The sequence below is a fragment of the Mycobacterium sp. P4_H6 genome, from assembly GCF_056400845.1.
The window spans coordinates 1-20163 of the sequence record NZ_JBFUKN010000028.1 but is presented as its reverse complement, the minus strand read 5'-3'; the positions used below and the strand labels follow the sequence as shown (position 1 = coordinate 20163).

Annotated in this window: 18 protein-coding genes and 1 pseudogene; 14 read left to right on the top strand and 5 right to left on the bottom strand. The window is 63.8% G+C overall.

Annotated elements, in window-relative coordinates; translation table 11 throughout:
• Nucleotides 1–13 precede the first annotated feature (13 nt).
• Both AC1DTF_RS13900 and AC1DTF_RS13895 read right to left on the bottom strand, forming a co-directional pair.
• Complete coding sequence (locus tag AC1DTF_RS13900; RefSeq protein ID WP_477474478.1) at nt 14–1015, bottom strand: alpha-ketoacid dehydrogenase subunit beta; 1002 nt, start codon at nt 1013–1015, stop codon at nt 14–16.
• Nucleotides 1012–2001 (bottom strand): thiamine pyrophosphate-dependent dehydrogenase E1 component subunit alpha, encoded by a 990-nt coding sequence (locus tag AC1DTF_RS13895; protein WP_477474477.1) that lies wholly within the window; start codon nt 1999–2001, stop codon nt 1012–1014. The genes AC1DTF_RS13900 and AC1DTF_RS13895 overlap by 4 nt, the downstream gene beginning before the upstream one ends.
• A 114-nt stretch (nt 2002–2115) precedes the next feature.
• On the opposite strand from AC1DTF_RS13895, the gene AC1DTF_RS13890 reads away from it, so the two are divergent.
• Nucleotides 2116–2940 carry an SDR family NAD(P)-dependent oxidoreductase gene (locus tag AC1DTF_RS13890; RefSeq protein ID WP_477474476.1) on the top strand — a complete coding sequence of 275 codons (825 nt, stop codon included), beginning with the start codon at nt 2116–2118 and terminating at the stop codon, nt 2938–2940.
• Nucleotides 2937–3800 (top strand): SDR family NAD(P)-dependent oxidoreductase, encoded by an 864-nt coding sequence (locus tag AC1DTF_RS13885; RefSeq protein WP_477474475.1) that lies wholly within the window; start codon nt 2937–2939, stop codon nt 3798–3800. Before AC1DTF_RS13890 ends, AC1DTF_RS13885 begins: the two co-directional genes overlap by 4 nt.
• Here AC1DTF_RS13885 and AC1DTF_RS13880 read toward each other — a convergent pair whose 3' ends face one another.
• Nucleotides 3801–4619, bottom strand: coding sequence for an SDR family NAD(P)-dependent oxidoreductase (locus tag AC1DTF_RS13880; protein WP_477474474.1), 819 nt, complete (start codon nt 4617–4619; stop codon nt 3801–3803).
• Nucleotides 4620–4661: 42 nt separating this feature from the next.
• Between AC1DTF_RS13880 and AC1DTF_RS13875 the strand changes: the two genes are divergently transcribed.
• From AC1DTF_RS13875 to AC1DTF_RS13830, 10 genes are all read left to right on the top strand, one after another.
• Nucleotides 4662–5738 (top strand): 6-phosphofructokinase, encoded by a 1077-nt coding sequence (locus tag AC1DTF_RS13875; RefSeq protein WP_477474473.1) that lies wholly within the window; start codon nt 4662–4664, stop codon nt 5736–5738.
• Complete coding sequence (locus tag AC1DTF_RS13870; RefSeq protein ID WP_477474472.1) at nt 5735–6862, top strand: phosphotransferase family protein; 1128 nt, start codon at nt 5735–5737, stop codon at nt 6860–6862. The genes AC1DTF_RS13875 and AC1DTF_RS13870 overlap by 4 nt, the downstream gene beginning before the upstream one ends.
• A 46-nt stretch (nt 6863–6908) precedes the next feature.
• Complete coding sequence (locus AC1DTF_RS13865; RefSeq protein ID WP_477474471.1) at nt 6909–8012, top strand: phosphotransferase; 1104 nt, start codon at nt 6909–6911, stop codon at nt 8010–8012.
• 158 nt (nt 8013–8170) lie between these two features.
• Nucleotides 8171–9457 (top strand): NAD(P)-binding domain-containing protein, encoded by a 1287-nt coding sequence (locus AC1DTF_RS13860; RefSeq protein ID WP_477474470.1) that lies wholly within the window; start codon nt 8171–8173, stop codon nt 9455–9457.
• A 235-nt stretch (nt 9458–9692) separates the two neighbouring features.
• The gene (locus AC1DTF_RS13855; RefSeq protein WP_477474469.1) at nt 9693–10238 is read left to right on the top strand and encodes a cupin domain-containing protein; all 546 of its coding nucleotides are present in this window, start codon (nt 9693–9695) and stop codon (nt 10236–10238) included.
• 120 nt (nt 10239–10358) lie between these two features.
• Nucleotides 10359–10922, top strand: a complete 564-nt coding sequence (locus tag AC1DTF_RS13850) for a nuclear transport factor 2 family protein (protein WP_477474468.1) — start codon at nt 10359–10361, stop codon at nt 10920–10922.
• 28 nt (nt 10923–10950) lie between these two features.
• On the top strand, nt 10951–12432 hold the full coding sequence (locus tag AC1DTF_RS13845; protein WP_477474467.1) for an aldehyde dehydrogenase family protein: 1482 nt from the start codon (nt 10951–10953) through the stop codon (nt 12430–12432).
• Between the two features lie 4 nt (nt 12433–12436).
• Nucleotides 12437–13120, top strand: a complete 684-nt coding sequence (locus tag AC1DTF_RS13840) for a nitroreductase family protein (RefSeq protein WP_477474466.1) — start codon at nt 12437–12439, stop codon at nt 13118–13120.
• A gap of 21 nt (nt 13121–13141) precedes the next feature.
• Entirely contained in the window at nt 13142–13750 is a 609-nt protein-coding gene (locus AC1DTF_RS13835; protein WP_477474465.1) for a carboxymuconolactone decarboxylase family protein, read from the top strand.
• Nucleotides 13747–14835, top strand: a complete 1089-nt coding sequence (locus AC1DTF_RS13830) for an NAD(P)H-dependent amine dehydrogenase family protein (RefSeq protein ID WP_477474464.1) — start codon at nt 13747–13749, stop codon at nt 14833–14835. Before AC1DTF_RS13835 ends, AC1DTF_RS13830 begins: the two co-directional genes overlap by 4 nt.
• Nucleotides 14836–14844: 9 nt before the next feature.
• Here AC1DTF_RS13830 and AC1DTF_RS13825 read toward each other — a convergent pair whose 3' ends face one another.
• The gene (locus AC1DTF_RS13825; protein ID WP_477474463.1) at nt 14845–16458 is read right to left on the bottom strand and encodes a TolB-like translocation protein; all 1614 of its coding nucleotides are present in this window, start codon (nt 16456–16458) and stop codon (nt 14845–14847) included.
• 437 nt (nt 16459–16895) lie between these two features.
• On the opposite strand from AC1DTF_RS13825, the gene AC1DTF_RS13820 reads away from it, so the two are divergent.
• Together AC1DTF_RS13820 and AC1DTF_RS13815 are read left to right on the top strand one after the other, a co-directional pair.
• Entirely contained in the window at nt 16896–17426 is a 531-nt protein-coding gene (locus tag AC1DTF_RS13820; protein ID WP_477474462.1) for a MarR family transcriptional regulator, read from the top strand.
• Between the two features lie 185 nt (nt 17427–17611).
• Nucleotides 17612–19495 (top strand): hypothetical protein, encoded by a 1884-nt coding sequence (locus AC1DTF_RS13815; RefSeq protein WP_477474461.1) that lies wholly within the window; start codon nt 17612–17614, stop codon nt 19493–19495.
• A gap of 488 nt (nt 19496–19983) precedes the next feature.
• Here the strand turns inward: AC1DTF_RS13815 and AC1DTF_RS13810 are convergent.
• A pseudogene (locus AC1DTF_RS13810) lies at nt 19984–20163 on the bottom strand (hypothetical protein); the annotation flags it as partial.

The window sequence follows — 20163 nt, the reverse complement described above, 5'->3', positions numbered from 1 at the left end:
TGCGGTCTCCAGTTCAGCCGAGCAGAGCGCGGACAGCGGGTTCGATACGGCTGGTCGGCAAGAACGCCTGCTCTAGCGACGATGCGTAGGGGACAGGGGTATTCGCGCTACCAACTCGGCCGACAGGGCCCGCCAGCTCGCCGAACAGTTCGCTGTGGATCTGCGCGGATAGTTCGGCGCCGAACCCGCCACGGGTGACGGCCTCGTGGACGACGACTGCGCGGCGGGTCTTCGCCACCGAGGTGAAGATGGTGTGGGTATCCAGTGGCTGCAGTGTTCGCAGATCGATCACCTCGAGAGAGATTCCCTCCTGGGCAAGCTTTTCGGCCAGCGCCAAGCAGTCCAATACCTGCTTGCCGTAAGTGATGAGAGTCAGGTCGGTTCCCTCTCGGGCCACGCGCGCCGAGCCCAGGGGCACACGGTAGTCACCCTCTGGAACCTCGTCGCGAACCGCGAAGTACAGGCTGCTCATCTCGACGAACACCACCGGGTCATCATCAAAGATGCTGGAGAGCAAAAGCCCTTTGGCGTCGGCGGCGGTCGAGGGCACCACGACCTTGAGGCCGGGAACGTGGATGAGTTGATTCTCCAGCATGTCGGAGTGCTGGGCGCCGAAACCCGCTCCGGCGCCCGTGGTCGTGCGCACGGTCAGGGGTACCGGTGTGACACCCCCGGACATATAGCGCAGCTTGGCGGCGTGGTTGAACAACTGGTCGGCGGCGACGGAGATGAAGTTCATCAGCATGATCTCGGCGACCGGACGCATGCCGGCGATCGCGGCACCGACGGCGGCACCCATGATTGCCTGTTCGCTGATCGGGGTGCACCGGACGCGTTCTGGACCGAACTTGGTCGACAGCCCTTTGTGAATGCCGAAGCCACCGCCCTTGGGATCTTGGATGTCTTCGCCAAGTTCGAAGACGCTCTGATCCAGGTCGAGCGCGACGTCCAGTGCGTCGTGGATGGCGTCCAACATGGACTTGGGCTTCGTCCGGGACGCGGTTGCGGTGCTCATCGGGTGGTCTCCTGCGAATAGACATCGGTGGTCAGTTCCGACACATCGGGAAGGGGCTGGCTGAAGGCCCACTCGGCGGCGTCGTCGACCTCTGCCTGTGCGGCGCGGTCTATTTCGTCGAGATCGGCTGCGGCGATGCCGAACTCCTCGATGAGTCGGTGTCGATAACGCGGTATCGGATCGGCGGCCGTCGCGGCGGCCAGTTCGTCGGCGGGGATGTACTCGCCCTGATCACCGAAGTAGTGGCCGCAGAATCGGAAGGTGACCGCCTCGATCAGGGTGGGGCCGTCACCGCGCCGGGCGCGGTCGATCGCCTGCCGGGCCACCTCGTAGAGCGCCAAGGGGTCGTTGCCGTCGACGGTGACCCCGGGCATCGAGTAGCTGGCCGCACGGTCGGCGATGTCTTCCACGGTGGTGCCGTTGGCCAGGGAGGTGTATTCCGCCCACTTGTTGTTCTGACAGACGAAGATGACCGGCAGCTTCCACAGCGAGGCGAGGTTCAGGCTTTCGTGAAAGGCACCGATGTTGGTTGCTCCGTCGCCGAAGTTCGCCACAGCGACCTGCTGGGTCTTGCGGAGCTGGGCGGCGAGCGCGAGGCCGTTGGCGATCGGAATTCCGGAGCCGACGACACCCGTGGTGACCATCAGCCCATGCTTGGGGGAGGTGACGTGCATTGGCCCCCCTTTGCCCCGGCACGTGCCAGCTGCCCGACCGAGGTATTCCGCCCACAAGTCCCGCAGCGGAACGCCTTTGGCGATCTGATCGTGCAGGCCGCGGTAGGTCGTCACGACGTAGTCGTCGGGGTTCAGGTGTGCGGCCACCGACGCGGCGGCAAATTCCTGGCCCCTGGGGGAGTAGTACATGCCGGCGAACTTTCCGGCCATCATCGATGCGCGGTACGTCTCGTCGAACGCCAGGATGCGTGCCGCGGTGCGGTACAAACCCACCAGGGTGTCCTGTTCGACAGTCGTTTCAGTGGTGGTCATCGCGGGGGAGATCTCCTCGCCTAGGGGAATTAATCAATTGATTGATTGCTACCGTATGATGTGCGTCACGGTCGCGTCAAGTGGCGTGACGGCGATTTCTGGGAGAGGGCGTTGATGTCCAAAACGATCGTCATCACCGGTGCCAGCGATGGCATCGGCCGTGCGGCGGCCCGCGCGCTGTCGGCCGACGGCCATGCGGTCATCATCGTGGGGCGATCTGAGGACAAGGTGCGTAGGGCTTCCGAAGAACTCGAAACAGTCAGTTATCAATGCGATTTCGCCCGCCTGGCTGCCGTGCGCGATCTGGCGGCGACGCTGCTACGGCATCATCCGAGGATCGACGTGCTGGTGAACAATGCCGGAGGCATCATGGGAGATCGGCAGGTCACCGAGGACGGTCACGAGCTGACGTGGCAGGTCAATCACCTGGCCCCGTTCCTTCTCACCACGGCACTACTGCCGCGTCTGGCCGAGTCCCGCGCGGTCGTCATAGCCACATCGAGCAGCGTCAACAAGATGGCGAAGCTCGACCTCGAGGATCTGAACGCCGAGCGCAAGTACTCGGCGTCCGCGTCCTACTCGGCGGCAAAGTTGGCCAACATCATGTTCACCAAGGAGTTGCAGCGACGGTACGGCGATGTCGGGGTGTCCGCCGTGTCGTTCCAGCCGGGCCCTGTCGCAACAAATTTCGCGATGCAGGCGCACGGTGTCACCCGGCTGCTTTATCACTCCGTGCTCAGCAGATTATTGCTGACTCCTGAGAAGGGTGCCGATACCCTGGTGTGGCTGGTCAATTCGTCCTCGGGTGCCGACTGGCGGCCCGGGGAGCACTACGGGAAGCGGCGAATAGCGAAGGCGCACAAATCTGCCGGCGATACTCTGCTGTGCGCGCGGCTGTGGAGCCGCAGCGAGGACATGATCGAAGGAGCCTTTCGATGACTGCCGGACGACCGGGTGAGGCGCCCGTCGTAGTGGTGACCGGCGCCAGTCGCGGCCTGGGCCGCGGCATTGCTCGCGGCTTCGGTTCCCTCGGTGCCACCGTCTACGTCACCGCACGAAGCACCGACGCGCTGGAGGCAGTCGTCGCCGAAGTGGCGGCCAAGGGCGGTGCCGGCGTCGCCGTCACCTGTGACCATCGCGACGACGAACAGGTGCGGGCGCTGTTCGGGCGCGTCGCGGCGGAGACCGGACGCTTGGACATCTTGGTCAACAACGCGGCAGCGGTGGACCCGGTCGCGCTGGCGTCGCCCGGCGGGTTCTGGGAGAAACCAGCGGCGTTGGCGGACATGCTGGATGTCGGTCTGCGATCGAACTATATGGCCGCCTACCATGCGGCACCCATCATGGTGGCCGCCGGGCGTGGGCTGATCGCCAGTATCTCCTTCTACGGGGCGGTCACCAACTTCCACGGTGCCGCCTACGGCGCAGCGAAGGCGGGCACTGACAAGATGATGGCTGATATGGCTACCGATCTTGCACCGCATGGTGTTTCAGCCGTCTCGATCTGGCCGGGCTTCATTCTGACGGAGTTGATCACGTCCCTACCGTCCGAGCATCTGCCTGACGATGTCCGAGAGAAGCTTGCGCAATGGGAGCATCCTGAGTTCACCGCGCTGGTAATCGATGCGCTCGCCCGTGACCCCCAGCTGTCGGAACTTTCGGGGCACACGCTCATCGGGGCGGAGCTCGGCCGCCGTTACGGCATCACTGATCTGGACGGCAAGCAACCGATCGACTACCGCGAGACCATGGGCTCGCCGACCGCGGCCTTCGTGGCGGCAAACGCCGAGCCCGGGTGACTAATAACTGACGGAGAAGCCGCCGTCGATCGCGATTACCTGGTTGGTGACCGGGCGGGCTGCGTCCGAGGCGAAATACAGCACAGCGGCTCCGATTTCGCGCGGCTCCTGGAAGCCGAACGGCGCCTGACGCATCGCGGGCCCCTCCAGGGAGGGGCCCGCCACCGCGGCGATGGCGCCCGGTGTGATCACCGTTGCCGGCAGAATCGTATTGACGGTGATGCCGTGTTCGGCAAGCTCGAACGCGCTGGCACTGCTGAGCGCCAGCAGCGCACCCTTCGACGCGGCATACGCGGACACGCCTTTGACGAAGCCGCCACGCAACACGTTCGAGCCGATGTTCACGATGCGGCCACCGCACCCGCCGGCGGCCATCGCTCGCCCCAGCTCTCTGGTCATGAAGAACGGGCCGCGGACATTGACCGCATTGGTCCGGTCCCATTCCGACGCCGAAGCTTCCAAGAGCAACTCGCGATGTTGAAGACCGGCGTTGTTGACCAGCAGCCAGGGCGTCCCGTGTTCCGCTTTGATTCCATCGCACGCCGCCACGACTGAGTTCTCGTCGGTGACGTCCAAGGGGATCGCAGCCGCGGACCCGCCGGCGGCAATGATCTTGGCTGCCTGATCTTTTGCGGCAGCGTGATCGCGTCCGGCAATGATGACCGTGGCACCCGCCTCCGCCAGCACTTCGGCGATGCCGACGCCGATGCCCTTCGTGCCGCCGGTGACTACAGCGACCTTCTCATGTAGAGCGAACATCGACGGTTCCTCCCGGCGCAAGGGTGTGAGCTGATGCATTGACACGACGAACTGTGTCACGCATCATAAGAATTAATCAACTGATTGATTCAAAGGAGCCCGGTGTCGGAATCCCTCGGCGGTGCGCTGGTCGACATGTCCTCAGGTCTGCCCGATGAGCAGGACTTCATCGTGGCCGAGTGCCCGGACGTGCCGAAGTGGGCAGAGAATCTACTGTTCACGCTCTACGACCCGGAACTGGATGTCGCGATGTGGCTGCATCTGGGCACGGTCGCGGACAAGTGGACGATGTGGGAAGACCGTGTCCTGGTCATGCTTCCCGGAGATGGTGGGGCGCTGTCGCTGCGGGCATATCACCACACCGCCCCGGAGCGACGCCCCGCAGGTGCCGGCCTGGAGTTCCGGCAGCTCGAGCCGTGGCGACGTTGGCGCGTGTCCTTTGATGGGTTCGGGCTGCACACACCGCAGAGCGAGATGCTCGCTGGGGTAGGTCGCGATGGACTCACCAAACCCTTCGCCACCGACCTCGACGTGCAGATGCTCACTCCCGCCTGGGACGCGCGTACCGCAGCGAGTCTGACGTCCGGGGCCGGCGACATGGACAGCCAGGAGTGGGCCAGCGAGCACTACGAGCAGCTCCTGCGGGCGACAGGGACAGTCACCTTGCCATCAGGAGATGTGATGCCGTTCAACGGCTATGGCTGGCGAGACCATTCCCGTGGCCCGCGTGACCATTCGATGTTGCTCAACTGGGGTGGCCACGTGATCCTCGGCTGTCCGTATGCCAGCGGTAAGGGATGGGGGCTGTCGGTCTACTACGCCGCGGATGGACGCATCACACTCGAAGGCGGCTACGTGTTCATTGATGGTCGGTTCGAGCACGTCCGCGTCCGCAGGGCACCGCGGTTGGGGGAGTTGCGCTTCGAAGGCGAGACCCTGGACGTGGCACTCGAATGGTCGGGTGGTGTGCTCGATCTAGAGCTGCGCTGCGACCGCACGCTCTGGACGTCGATGCAACGTGGTCTGGCCGTGGRCAAGGATCTCGAGGGGTTGGGGCTGATGTTCGTGCTCAACCACGGCCGTTGCGACTGGGGCGGCGAGACCGGCTACTTCTACTGTGAGCGATCGGATCGGCTCAACGCGCTGGCGCCCGAGCCGCACCACGGGCAGGCGTCGTGACAGCGATCGAACCCTCCACGGCGGCGAGTGCGAAGGATTGGGCGCAGCTCAAGGCGCATGACCGGGCGCCCGAACAGGTGGGGGTTCGGCTGAAGAGCTGGCTGGCTTTACGTCTGGAGGATGCTGGGCTCGAGATCGGACCGCTGAGTGCGCCCGGGGGGACCGGTGTCGCCAACGAGACGTTGCTCTTCGACGTACGCCACTCCAGTGGCGTGGTCAGTGGGTACGTAGCCAGGGTCGCCACCGGGGACCCTCTCTATCTCGACGACGACCTGTCGACGCACTACCGGATGTATGAGGCGATGGCGTCAATTCCTGCCGTACCGACCCCGTCGGTTCTGGGCTACGAGCCGGACGCCGCCGTGCTGGGCTCGCCCTTCTTCGTGATGGAGAAGATCGTCGGAGCCACGCCGACGGACAACCCGCCCTGGTGGACTGATGGGTTCGTGGCCGAAGCATCACCGACCCAACGGGCGGCATTGTGGGAGAACACCGTTCGGTTGATGGCCGACTTCCACCGAATCGATCCCGAGCCGTTCGCGTTCTTGCGCACCGGCGCCACCGCTGACGGCGTCGGCGACAGCCTCGATTACTGGATCCGATCGCTGCGCTGGGCATCTCCCGCCGCACCGATACCGCTGACCGAAATCGCCGAAGACTGGTTGCTTGCACACCGCCCCGCCGGTACGGCCCTGTCGTGGGGTGACAGCCGACTGCCCAATGTGATGTATCGCGAATATGCTCCGGTCGCGATGCTCGACTGGGATCTGGCGTCCTTGGCCGGACCGCAAGCCGATCTGGCGTGGTGGATTCTCATGACCGCCCCAGGCAGCATCAAGCTCGACGGCATCGGCACGAACAACGAGATGATCGAACTCTGGGAAGATCTCACGGGTGAGACCGCCACCGATCTGCGGTGGTTCCTGGTCTTCGGTGCCTATCGGTTGGCCGCCATCCTCGCGAAACTCTTCTCGACATTCGTGGCCCAGGGGCGCATGTCGACAGAAGCGGCGCAGATGCAACTCGGCACTGGAACCCACGTGCAGATGCTCGCCGGGCTCCTGGACCTGACGCCCCCGCCCGGTGTCGTGCCGGTCGTGCCCGACATACGCCTCGACCGCTGAGGTCTTTGGTTGCACACCCGAACTCCAGCGACATGAAGGACGAGAAGTGACGATTCATATCCCAGCCGAACCGGCACAATTCGACGAGCACGTAGTGCAGAGGCTGATTCGAACGAAATACCGGGACGTCACGGTGCTGCGCTCCACGGTCACCGACGCCGCACTGAAAAGCGATGATGGGCAACAGGTATCGTCAGCCCAGCGGATCGGCGTCGAAGTGGAGTACGGGCCCGGCGCCCCCGAGGATCTTCCTACCCAACTGATGATCAAGATCGCCCGTTCGGATTTTGGCGACCTGCCCCTGTACGCCAATGAAGTCAACGCTTACCTGCGACTCGGCGACGAACTGCCGGTCACCACCCCGCAATGCGCCGGCGGCCATCACGACAGCGCCTCGGGTACATTCGGGCTGGTCCTCGAAGATCTACGTCGCGACGGTGTCCACTTCGAATCCGTGCAGAGCGACACGGTGGTCGCCGATCTCGAATTACTGCTGGCGCAGCTGGCTCGGCTTCATGCGGCGTACTGGCAGTCCCCGCGGTTCACCGATGACCTCGGCTGGGTTCAACCACACACCAGCGGTCCCATTCACGACATGTTCACCGACCCCAATCTCATTCCAGCCCTTGTGAAATACGAGATTTCCACCCAGCAGTTCAAACGCGAGTTCGTAGAGTTCGTCGAAGAGACTCCGGACTCGCTGCTCGCAAAGGTCGACATCGCGCGCCGACATCAGGCTGCGCTCGGTCAGACATTGCTGCACGGCGACTGCCACATCGGCAATACCTACCGCAACACCGATGGCAGCCGCGGATTGCTCGACTGGCAGCTACTCGCGCGGGGATACTGCATGCACGACGTCACCTACATCATGATCACCGGACTCAGCGTCGGGGATCGGCGCACGCACGAACGCCACCTCATCGAGTACTACCGGACGTGTCTCGCCGAAGCCGGAATGCCCGTCGTGCCGTCCTATCAAGAGTTGTTCGACGAGTATCGCATCGCCGCCGCCTGGTGCTTCTACATCGGATGGCTGACCACACCGCTGGACAACTACGGCTGGGAAATCTCGGTGGGGAACCACATCAGACTTGCCACCGCATACCGGGACCTGGACACAAAGGCCGCGATCGACCGGCTGGGGTGAGACGTGGAAGGCGGCTGCCGTTCGGGAAAGCGGAGTCGGCTGGGAGTGTCGCCAATCGCAGTGGCGTGCTGTCGGTGCGGAATATCACTGATGCTGAGCTCATCTAAATGCTGTGCGGGTGTATAGCGTGGGGGCATCCCTCGCGGACATTCCGTCGGTTGAAGAATGAACTGGAGATGAGCGTGCGATCAGAAACCTGCACCGCAGCACCTGGAACAGATGAGCTCCGTGTCGGTGTGATCGGACTCGGCATGATCGGCGGCGGTGTGGCGGTCAGTCTTGCTCGCCGCGGCCGAATTCCGTTGGCTGTCTACGATATCGACGCTGAGGCTGCCACGGGCCTGACCGGCGTCCCTTCGGTCGGGTCTTCGCCCGCCGCCGTTGCCGGTGCGTCTGACGTGGTACTGATCGCGGTCGTCGACGCTGAGCAGGTGCGCGCCGTGCTCCACGGCGAGGACGGAGTCCTCGCGGGAGCGCGGCCGGGGCTGATCGTGGTGGTGTTGTCCACCTTGGCCGTTGACCAAGTGCACGAACTCGCACGCGACTGCGCCAATGCGGGTGTTGCGTTCCTCGACTGCGGGGTCACGCCGGGGGACCAGGCAGCCGAGAACGGGATGGTCGCGATGGTCGGCGGGGACGAGCACACGGTGCGCCTCGCGACGCCCGTACTTGCCGACTTCGCGAAGAAGGTCATCCATTGCGGGCCTTTGGGCGCCGGCATGGCGACCAAGATCGCACGCAATGTCGTCACCTACGGCAGTTGGCGCGTCGCCCATGAAGCCGTGGAGCTGGCCGCCGCAGCGGGAGTGGATTCCAATGTTCTGATGTCGGTGATCGAGGAGGCCGATCCCGATGGAAAAACGATGTTCTCTCTGCTGCGGAATCGCGCCAGCATGCCCAGCCTGGTAGCCGACCACGCTCCGCAGATGCTGCACCTGCTGGACAAGGACCTGGCGGCCGCTCAAAAATTGGCGCACGAATACGACCTCGACGTACCGGTGGTCGACGCCACGCGGGCGAGTGGCGCGGACACGCTCGGCACGGTGTCGAGGTCCGAGAAGGGGTCGGAAACACCCGCTGACCGTTCGGTGGTAGGCCTGGAAACGATGGCCGCGGTATACGGAACCGCTGTCGCCGACGAAATGCCGGAAGACCGTACCCCCACCCTGAGAATGACAATCGATCACCTCTTCGGCGAAGTGTGGAGCAGGCCAGGGCTGTCCATTCGTGATCGACGCCTGCTGGTGCTCGGTGCGACCGCTGCTCTCGGGCGCGCCGACCTCATCGAGGTGCAGGCGCGCGGAGCCCTCCTCAACGGTGAACTTTCTGCCGAGGAGCTTGAGGAGGCGGTTCTGCAATTGCACTACTACGTCGGTTGGGGCAACGGGACGCGCATTCAGGAGGGCGTGAGTGCGGCACTGATGGCGGTGGGAGTCGCCCAATAGTCGACAGTGCAGATTGCCGCTCGTATTCGGGCCCGGCCGAACATTGGCGTTGTCGCCCGAGAGTTTCGGTCCGCAGCGCTGTACGCCCGTATAGGATCTTGGTAACGGGTGGCGGCACCTTCCCAATTGTGGGAAGCCGCGATGTGCTTGTGCCCGCCGCATCAGAACTCACGGGTGCGGTCGCCGGCTACAGCGCTGCAACCCGCAGCGACCAACTCTGTGAAAGGCCACCCTGATGCCCGACCGATCAGATACATCTGAGAATGAGACACCGGACAGCACCACATCGGGGATTTTTATCTTCAGCGGCGAATCGCAGGGGCCGGTCAGCGAGATGATGAGCGGCCCAGAGTTGCCGGACGGCATGGCGCTCGAAGCGTTGGATACTTCGGCGCTCGCCGGCGGCACCGTCGATGACATCATCTTCCGGCAGGGCGGTCCTGACGGCTTCAGCCTCGCCAATATTCGGCTCGCACCTAACTACATTCTTCCAGCTCACCACCACGATGTGGATTGCCTCTATTACGTGCTGTCCGGCTGGATCGTGCTGGGCCGCAGACGTATCAACGCCGGCGGAGGATTCCTGGTCTCGGCGCTCCGTCCGTACGGCTACCGGGCCGGGGCAGAAGGGGCCTGCGTCCTGGAGTTCCGAAAATCGACCAGATTCAACATGGTGATCACGGAGACAAGCCCAACGCGATGGAACGAGATTGCCCGCGTCGCCGAAGAGCATCATGGTTGGCCCGGCTTCGTCGACACCGCAGCGCTGCGCCAGGAGTGAGCGAAACCCCGATTCGTTAACGGTAGTGCTGTACAGTCGTACAGTGAACCGCGGTGTCGTGGCGGTACCCCGTACTTGCAAACACGCCGCAGCCGTCGACCCCAAAGATGCAGGAGAACAATGAGCACCGATTCAGGGCTGGACGCACTCCAGCGAGACGTCCGCCATCTCATGGACCGTGCTGAAATCCTGGACTGCATCGCTCGGCACGCGCGCGGTCACGACCGTCATGACGTCGACCTCATCTCCTCGACTTACCACCCAGATGGCATCGACGAGCACGGTCTCGCGATAAACCCCGGACCCGAGTACGGGGCATGGGCGAATGCCACTCACGCCGAAACATCGCGCGTTCACATGCACCACATCACTACACACTCGTGCGAGATCGATGACGATACCGCGCACGCTGAGAGCTACGTGATCGTCGTGCTGATCGGTTCCGACACCAAGAGCGCGCAGTTCATCAACGGCCGGTACATCGACCGACTGGAACGGCGTGACGGTCAGTGGCGTATCGCGCTGCGGCGCTCGACGGTGGAGGGCATGTTCATCGCCGATGCGCGTGTCCTGCAATCACCGTTCTTCACCGAGAAGGGCTACTCGGTGGGCACCCGGGACCACAGTGACCTGTCCTACGAGCGCCCGCTGTCGCTTGACACGCCCGCGCCGGCTCGCTGGTAGTCCGCGACGAAGTCAAGGAGATGACTAGGTGACCGCCACGACCGAAGTTGGCGTACTGGCCGGCGAGAAGCGATTGCTGATCGATGGCGAGTTACAACTTGCCGCTGGCGGTGCGGCCTTCGACGTTGAGCATCCGGCCACCGAAGAGATCATCGGGCAGGCCGCCGACGGCTCGATCGAGGACATGGGACGCGCCATCGCGGCGGCGACTCGTGCCTTTGACAAGGGCGACTGGAGCCGCGATGTCGAGTTCCGCTATCACTGCCTGATCCAGCTTGCCGACGCCTTGGAGCGAAACAAGGAGCGCTTGCGCAGGGTGCTGGTGACCGAGGTCGGCTGCCCGATCAGCGTCACCACGGCACAGATCGAGGAACCCATCGCCGAGATCAGACATTGGGCAGAGCATGGCCGCTCGTTCGACTACTGGGTCGACACCGGCATGCACGACACCCACCTGGGCCCCGCGCGGCGGAAGCTTCACTTCGAACCGGTCGGGGTAGTCGGCGCCATCACTCCGTGGAACGTGCCGTTCTACCTCAACATCGCCGAGACGATCCCGCCGCTTATGGCCGGCAACACCGTGGTGCTCAAGCCCGCTCAGCTCACCCCCTGGTCGGGGAGCGAACTCGGCCGCATCGTCGCTGAGGAGACCGACATCCCTGCCGGGGTGTTCAACGTGGTCACCTCCAACGCCAACGAGGTCGGTGCGGCACTGTCTGCCGACCCCCGGGTCGACATGATCACGTTCACCGGATCGACGGCCACCGGGCGGGCGATCCTGGCAGCAGGAGCTCCGACTGTCAAGAAGACCCTGCTCGAGCTCGGCGGCAAGTCCGCCCACATCGTGCTTGACGACGCCGACTTCGGTTCGGCACTGCCGCTGGCGGCGATGATGGCCTGCGTCATGTCCGGGCAGAGTTGTATCTTGCCCAGTCGTATCCTGTTGCCGCGCAATCGATATGACGAGGGTCTTGAGATCCTGAAGGCGTCGATGGCAGGCTTCCCGGTCGGTGACCCCTGGACACCGGGCATCATGCAGGGCCCGCAGATCAGCGCGGCGCAGCGTGACAAGGTGCTCGGACTGGTCCGGAGCGGGATCGAATCTGGCGCCCGGCTGCTGACCGGAGGCGGCGTGCCCGAGAACCTTCCGATCGGTTACTTCACTGAGCCCACCCTGCTCGCCGACGTGCATCCCGACAGTCAGATCGCCCAGGAAGAGATCTTCGGGCCGGTGTTGACGGTCACTCCATATGACAGTGATGACGATGCGGTCCAGATCGCCAACAACACCATCTACGGGCTCTCCGGTGAGGTGTCTTCCGGTGACATCGACCGTGCCTTGGGTATTGCCGCGCGGATGCGTACCGGCAACGTCACCATCAACGGCAAGAGCCACTTCGGCATCACGAGCCCGTTCGGCGGGACTCGCCAAAGCGGCCTCGGCTACCGAAACGGCGCGCACGGTTTTCAGGAGTACCTGGTTATCAAGACGATCGGAATGCCGGACTGATGTCATGACCGATGACGGTGTCGGCTTCTGGGACGTGATCTCAACCGCTCGATCGATTCGGCGGTTCACTGCCGAGCCGGTCGGGGATGACGTGCTCGACCGTTGTCTGGAGGCGGCCACCTGGGCGCCGTCCGGCGCCAACGCGCAGTGCTGGCGTTTCGTCATCCTCCGGTCGCCGGAGCAGAGGGCGGTCGTCGCCGAAGCGGCCAGCCGTGCGCTCGCGGTGATCGAGCCGATCTACGGCATGGCACGGCCTGAGCCGGAAGATGTCAGCGCCCGGGCCAAGTCGTATCGGGCGATCTACGAACTGCACGATCACGCCGCCCTGCACACGTCGGTGCTCTTCGTTCAACAGCGCTTGCCCGCCATCGAAGGACTGCTGCTGGGTGGCTCCATCTTCCCGGCGATGCAGAACTTCCTATTGGCTGCCCGCGCTCACGGGCTCGGAGCGTGCCCGACGAGCTGGAGCTCCTACGGTGGTGAGGCGATGCTGCGCGAGGCGGTCGGCATCCCTGATGACTGGGTCCTCGCAGGGCACGTGATGGTCGGCTGGCCGAAAGGGCGACACGGTCCAGTGCGACGGCACCCGGTCGAACAGGTCGTCGACGTGGACCACTGGAATAACTCCGCCCGAACCTCTCTGGACCGCAAAGAAACCGAACGCCGATCCGCAGAGTTCACGGGTTAATCGAGGAAGGACCACAACACCATGTCACGGATAACACCGATTCCGCTGCAAGAGTTTTCGCCGGAAGTGCAAGATGCCTTCGCCCAGTTGGCACCCGCAGGCGCTCGATACCAACGGCCGGATGCGAAGGGCAGGCCGACTGCCGCCAACATCCTCGGCGTGCTGGCACACCATCCCGACCTGATCAAGGCGTACTGCGCGTTCAACGGTCACCTGCTGATGAACACGACGCTGACCGAAAGGCACCGCGAGATCGTCATTCTCCGCGTGGGGGCCGTCCGTGAGTCGACCTATGAATGGGCTCAGCATCTCAGCTTGGCGCAGGACGCCGGGCTGTCGGAAATGGAGATCGGTTGCGTCTGCTTCGGTCCCAAGGCGCCGATCTGGGACGAGGCGGATGCGATCGTGTTGCAGACGGTCGACGAACTGCTACTCGACGGCGAGATCTCCGCCACATCGTGGCAGCGGCTCGCAGCTCAATTCAACACCCAGCAGATTCTCGATCTGATCTTCACGGTCGGCAGTTACGACACGATGTCAAAGATGACGAAGTCGCTGCAGGTCGAAATCGACCGTGACCTCGCTGAATATGTCAAAGCTGCCGCGAAGCCCGCCGGCGGGAACTCATGAACGGCGAGTCTTCTCAACCACTCCGGATCGTGCAGTGGGCAACCGGTTATGTCGGCATGCACACTTTGAAAAAAGTCATCGAACATCCCAAGCTGGAGCTCGTGGGCCTGTACGTCTTCTCGGAGAGCAAGGAGGGGATGGACGCGGGCGAGCTGTGCGGCTTGCCCCCCAACGGGGTTAAGGCCACCCGCAGTATCGAAKAGGTCGTCGCGCTCAAACCCGACTGCGTGCTCTACATGCAGGAAGGCGTTGACTACGACGACGTCTGCCGGCTACTCGAATCGGGTGCGAACATCGTGACCACCCGTGCGGAGTTCCACTACGGTGCCAAGCTGGAGCCGGCCACGCGCGAACGGATCGAGTCGGCCTGCCAGAGCGGCGGCTCGTCAATACACAGCACAGGGAGCAGTCCGGGCTTCATCACCGAGGCCCTCCCGATCGTGCTGACCTCAGTTCAGCGAAGGGTCGATTCAATCCTGATCGACGAATACGCCAACATGGTCGACGGGTGCTCGCCCTTCATGCTGTTCGAGACATTGGGCTACGGCAAACCGCTCGGTACGTTCAACGCAGAGCGTCTTGCCATGGTCAAGGCCGGCTTCGCTCAGTCTCTGGAGTTGCTGGCGGACGCCCTCGGCCTCACGAGCGAGGGTGTCGAAGCCACAGCCGAAATCGCCGCCGCAAGTGAGCCGATCGAGGTTCCCGGAGACGGTGGCGGCATCATCGAGCCGGGCACACTGGCCGCAGAACGCGTGACACTTTCCGCCATGCACAAGGGCAGACCGGTGGTCACCTTTCGCGCCACGTGGTACTGCGGGCTCACCATCGACGCCGACTGGGAGTTGCGTGACGTCGGGTGGAAGGTGCGGGTAGCTGGTGACGCGCCGATGGACGTCGACATTCGCTTTCCGGTTCCTGCAGAGCAGATGGCCGAGACTCTGGCCGGCTATACCGCGCACCGGCCGATCAACGCGATCGGCGCGGTGTGCGCCGCGCGGCCCGGGATGGTGTCGACTGTCGACCTACCGCAGATCATCGCCGATGTCGGTATCGCCGCAGCTGCGCCGAGCGCAAGTGAATTCTGACTCCCGCCCTCAAGAACCTGTCACGGGCGAGGTGTAAGTCCTCCCGTTCAAGATCGTGGTCAGGGCGCCAGCGATGGTCGGTGGCAGCCCTAGACCGGGTGACGTCACGACGAATCCTCCTGGCTCGGTGGTCTTCCGGGTGCCGTTGTGCTCGCCGCTCAACGTGAGGTCTTCATGCCAGATGTAGCGCAGCGGTCCCCGCTTCTTGATGCCCTCCTCGGTTCCGTCGACGAGGTTGCGTCCGTCTGCGCTGTACTTGTCATAGGAGACCTTCACTCCGACAACTTCGGTGCCTTGGTTGGGCAGCGGGGACGGGCCGTGGGTGATGACCACGGTGGCTGAACCATTCTGGCCTTGGAGTGTGTAGGTCCCTGCCGGGACTTGCGGCCGCATCGGTGGGACCGGGTCGCCGGGCTTGTACTGGGTTCCCCACGGGATCGTGTCGGCGACCGGTTCTGGCTGCGGGCGTGGCTGCTGTGGTTCACGATCGGTGAGTTTGGCCATCATCAGTCGGGAGAGACGGCCACCGGGCTCCTGGGAGACCGGGCATGGCGCCGGCTCCGGCGGTGTGTTGCAGGCCGGTGGCGCGACCAACAACTGGTAGTAGACGATGGCAGTCCCGTCGGGTGACCACGCCGGGTCGGCCCCCACATTCCACAGCGGGTCACTGATGCTGCCGTTGCCCGGTGTGGTGTCCGCGCCGGCATTGAGCAGCTGTCCGTCGTGGAGTCCGCGATCGGGGTTGTCGTCGACGTTGATCAGGTAGGGCTGGAAGTACCGCCTACCGCTGGTGGTGTCGTCGGGAGCAACGCCCGGCGCGGGTGGTAGCCCGTACTGGTTGTTGTACAGGTTGCCGACGACACTGGTGATCGCCAGGTCGATCAATGGCGGCACGCCGGGTCCGGCACTTGCGAAGTACATCCGCCCGTCGGTCCCCAGGGGATTCTGGCTCGGGTAGCCGGTCTGGTTGTCTACCCGTCCGTCTGCAAGCACCAACGACTTGTCGTCGGGCGACATGCTGACGGGGTCGGTGTAGGCCGGGTCCCGCGACAGCCGGTCGGAGCTGCCCGACTGCAGGTCGGTGGCAAAGACGTCGTAATTGAACGAATCCTGGGTGCCGATGCCCAGCGCGGACGCGCCGTCGCTGGTGAATCCGCGGAACTCGCCGATCACTCCGGCGGGGCTGTCGAACTGCAGCTCACCGGGTCCTTTGACGCTGATGAAGCGTCCCGATCTCGCCAGGTCCGTGCCCAATAGGAATGAGACATCGCTGATCTCGTACGCGGGCGGCCTGGCCAACTCGTTGAAGGTCATCCGCCCGAAGACGCCGAACTGGGTGGCGTCGCTGAAGTCGGGGGTGAAGAACAGCTGGTTCCATCCGAGATGCACGTCGTCGGGATGCAACCGAAGCTCGCGCATGTTTCCACCGCCGGGGGAGGTGGGGAAAGGCGATCGGATCGGGTAAATGTGTGTGGTGGTGGCCGTCGGATCGCAGTCGACGACATCGACGGATCCGCAGTCAAGGATATTGCTGCCGAACTTGATGCGCTTGCCGTCGCGGAAAGCCTCCGGGTAGGAGACGTCGTCAGGGTCGTTGATTTCCAACGTGTTTGCGGCAGGCACGCCGCAGGTGAGGCACTTCCACCCGTCGCCATTGGGAAAGGTCGTGCTGTCTGTCTTGACCAGGAGCAGCTGGGGTCCGCTGTATATGCCGGCCGCGGGCGACCCCGCGAAGGTGATTCCCGCCAAGACGTGGCGGCTGTCCCAGGCAAAGGCCCGGGTGCCGAGAATGCCATTCCTGCCGGGGCTGACGCACCCGGTCTGACGCGGATTCACCGCCGATGTGCAACTACCTGGGTCTGCGGACGGGGCGGTCGGCGGCAAGGGCAACCGCTCGATCACCACCGTCTCGGACGGCGAAGCCGGCGGTTGGGCCGGGGTGCTCTGGGAACTTGGCGAGCAGCCGGTAGCGATCATCAGTACAACCATCACTATGGTCCCGATGCGGACCGTATGCCCGGTCGGATGCGAAATGGACGGCATCGGTCTCCTCAGTAGTCATGTGGATGAAACGCCGGCGTAGTCAGGCGGCTCAGGGCGCTGTCTGGACCTCGACCGCAACGATCGCCACCAAGAATACATTGATAAAAATGCATTCTTTGGAATGTATGATGGTGTCCATGGATCGGCAGCGCATGCACCGCCTGGGTAAAAGACTGGTGGAGCTTTCGCGCCAGACCGACTTACTGTCGCACGACGTGATGCCCAGCGCGGCAGAGGCGTTGGTAATGGGCGACGTCGTTCTGTATCCCGGAGCTACGGTTAGTGAGGTCGTAGAACGCACGGGCTTCACCCAGGGATATGTGTCTAAATGCGTGGCCGAACTGGTGGACAAGGGTTTGTTGGCAACGTCATTGGATGAAGCCGACCGCCGCCGCACCCTTGTTCGCCCCACCGCCATGCTCGACCGAGCTGTGAAGCGGCGCACCAAGCCCGTCGTGGGCGTTCTGGAGGGGGCGGTGTCAGATCCGGCGACCGCTAGGCGAGCCCTGTCGATGCTGGATGAGCTGGCAGATCTGTTGCTGCCGTGAGGATGGGCTCCCGTCTGCGGTCGACGGTACCAACCGATTTCAGCGCTGCGCAACGCTCTTCGCGAACAGCCCCGAGGATCATTCTGTGTCTGCTAACTATTGGAGTCGCTGTCATGGCTTGCTCAAGCCCTACTGTCTCGAATGCTCACCCGTCACCATGCTCGCCGTCAGGGACGGGTGAGGCCGTGCAGGTGACCGCTGAGTGCGTCGACCCGAGCCATGGCGAACCGGTGATAGAGAGCGAAACGGACCGGGCTGAGCCGGTCCCGCACCACCGAGTGTCGGGTCATTTCGCCGGCAGCGGCAAGAAGTTCACGTTCGCCTACCCGCCGAAGGAGCTGTGGGAAGGCCGGTTCTTCCAATCGGTATATCCACTCATCGACGAGAAGCCTGGCGATGATGTACTCCGGTTCGCCTCTGCCAGTGGTGGTTACGTCGTCCAGACCAACGGCGGCGGCGGGTACAAGGTCGACGCGGCGGCAGCCAAGTTCGCCAAGGTGGTAGCCGCGCGATACTACGGCTCCCCACAGCGAATCTACGGCTACATCTGGGGCGGTAGCGGCGGCTCCTATCAGACGATTGCCGCTATGGAGAACACCGTCGGAGTATGGGATGGCGCGGTTCCCTTCATCGTCGGCGACCCTACGTCGATCCCGAACAACTTCTTCGCGCGCGCCCTCGCGCGACTCGTGCTGCAGGACAAGGCGTCGTTGATCGCCGACGCGGTCAGTCCCGGCGGAAGCGGTGACCCACGCGGAGGTCTCGATGAGGCTGAGCAAGAAGTTCTCTCAGAGGTCACGAAACTCGGTGTGCCGCTGCGGGCCTGGGGGGACTATGAGTACGTACTCGGTCTGAACGACCCGATGGGACTTCTCGGCTTCGCAACACAGATCAAGACGATGGACCCCACCTACGCAGACGACTTCTGGACCCGGCCGGGCTATCTCGGAACTGAGGACTCGGAACTGGGCAGACGGATCCGAGCGGCCAAAATCGACCACGTAGCCAGGATCTCGCTGGTTGAGCGGGACGCAAGGGGCATTCCTACGAAACTGGTGCTGGATTCGGTCCCGGCCGCCGCGTACTCCGCCCCCTTGGACCTCAGGCTGGAGGGATCCACCCCTGCGCAGGTCCAGGGATCACTAGACAGGACTACGAAGACCGTCTCTCTGGCAGAGGGCAACGATGCCAGAACCCTCGACGGGCTCAATGCCGGCGCCGCCCTGCGCGTCGACAACCGATGGTATGTCGCCCTCGCCGCATATCCGCGCTACCAGGTTCCCGACGCCGCAGGCGGCTTCGCCTCCTATGACCAATACCGGAACCGCGACGGAGCGCCGCGCTACCCTCAGCGCCGCTTGTCAGGCCCGGTGATTTCGGCTGGAGTCAGCGGCGGCGGGACCCACACCGGCCGAATCAACGGCAAGGTCATCGTCATCAGCAACCTGCTCGACACCGATGCGTTCCCCCTGCACGGCGACTGGTACAGCCGCCAGGTGAAGCGTGCTTTAGGCGCCAGCTACGACGATCACTTCCGACTTTGGCACAACGACAACGCCGATCACATCGCCCCAGGCCGCACGAATMGACTCATCGATTACAGCGGGATACTCCAGCAAGCGCTCCGTGATGTCAGCGCCTGGGTTGAGACGGGCCAGCCGCCCGCACCATCGACGAAGTACACGATCACCGACGGCCAAGTCGAGGTGCCCGGCAAAGCCGCCGATCGCCGCGGCATCCAACCCGTGGTGGACTTGACCGCCGACGGCGCCCACCGACTCGATGTCGCCGCGGGAGTGCCCGTCCGTCTACATGCGACGGTCGAGGTTCCGCCAGGCGCCGGCACGATCGTTGGTGTCGATTGGGATCCGTTGGGCACTGGGGACTTTGCCGCCGCCCCGGTGACCGTCCCTCCGCTGGAATACCTTGAGGTGACTCGCGCGTTTACCTACCCAAGACCGGGAATCTACATCGCGCAGTTGCGCGCCAGTGCGCAACGAAGCGGGGACGCGAGTGACCCCTTTACCCGGGTGGACAACCTCGGTCGGGTCCGTATCGTCGTTCATTGAGCAACGGGTAGCTTGAGTGTTGCATGACTGGAAGCTAATAGCGACACGCGTCCGGACCTCCCGACGTCATCCCCGAAGGCAAGACCGGCCAAGGACTGTCGAGACGTAATTGAGTTCTCGTGGGATGCACAGGCAGAGGTCCGACCTCACGACACCCTCGTACCAGAGCGGGTTTCAGTTTCGGCCATGCCAGGCCGCGACGACGTGTACCGGGCAGACCCCGGCGAGCTTCAGGTTCACGCTCGTATTGCGCAGATCTTCCAGGTGAGCCGGCCACTAGCCTGTCTGGATGCCGGGTTTCCCCACTCCAAGCGCACGCGGTGTTGCGCAGTCTGAGAGAGGGGATCGGGACTTGCAGTCTGACTCGTTCGAAGCCCTGCAGTAAAAGCTATTTCACGTATGTCAGCGCTCAGAAGGACGCCTAGGGCGCTGGACGGAGGCGGCCACACCGGGACTCGGCGTGAAACGCTGAGGTGCCGCGCATCAGTTCAGAGCACGGCGCAGCGGACTGGTCGGTTGCGATACATCTCGACGGCGGAGATCGGGTCGGCGGGCAGTCCTGCCGCGGCCAAAGCTTGGGCCTTGAAAGCACGTGCGGCAACACTGGGTTGATATTCCACGAAGCAACTGCAGTCGGCTTCACGAGGATGAGTGCCCCACAGCGTCAC

Bases quoted from the DNA above. Each gene is read 5' to 3' on its own strand.
- AC1DTF_RS13900 (WP_477474478.1), bottom strand. From the start codon at position 1,015: ATGAGCACCGCAACCGCGTCCCGGACGAAGCCCAAGTCCATGTTGGAC.
- AC1DTF_RS13895 (WP_477474477.1), bottom strand. From the start codon at position 2,001: ATGACCACCACTGAAACGACTGTCGAACAGGACACCCTGGTGGGTTTG.
- AC1DTF_RS13890 (WP_477474476.1), top strand. From the start codon at position 2,116: ATGTCCAAAACGATCGTCATCACCGGTGCCAGCGATGGCATCGGCCGT.
- AC1DTF_RS13885 (WP_477474475.1), top strand. From the start codon at position 2,937: ATGACTGCCGGACGACCGGGTGAGGCGCCCGTCGTAGTGGTGACCGGC.
- AC1DTF_RS13855 (WP_477474469.1), top strand. From the start codon at position 9,693: ATGCCCGACCGATCAGATACATCTGAGAATGAGACACCGGACAGCACC.
- AC1DTF_RS13850 (WP_477474468.1), top strand. From the start codon at position 10,359: ATGAGCACCGATTCAGGGCTGGACGCACTCCAGCGAGACGTCCGCCAT.
- AC1DTF_RS13840 (WP_477474466.1), top strand. From the start codon at position 12,437: ATGACCGATGACGGTGTCGGCTTCTGGGACGTGATCTCAACCGCTCGA.
- AC1DTF_RS13835 (WP_477474465.1), top strand. From the start codon at position 13,142: ATGTCACGGATAACACCGATTCCGCTGCAAGAGTTTTCGCCGGAAGTG.
- AC1DTF_RS13820 (WP_477474462.1), top strand. From the start codon at position 16,896: ATGTGGATGAAACGCCGGCGTAGTCAGGCGGCTCAGGGCGCTGTCTGG.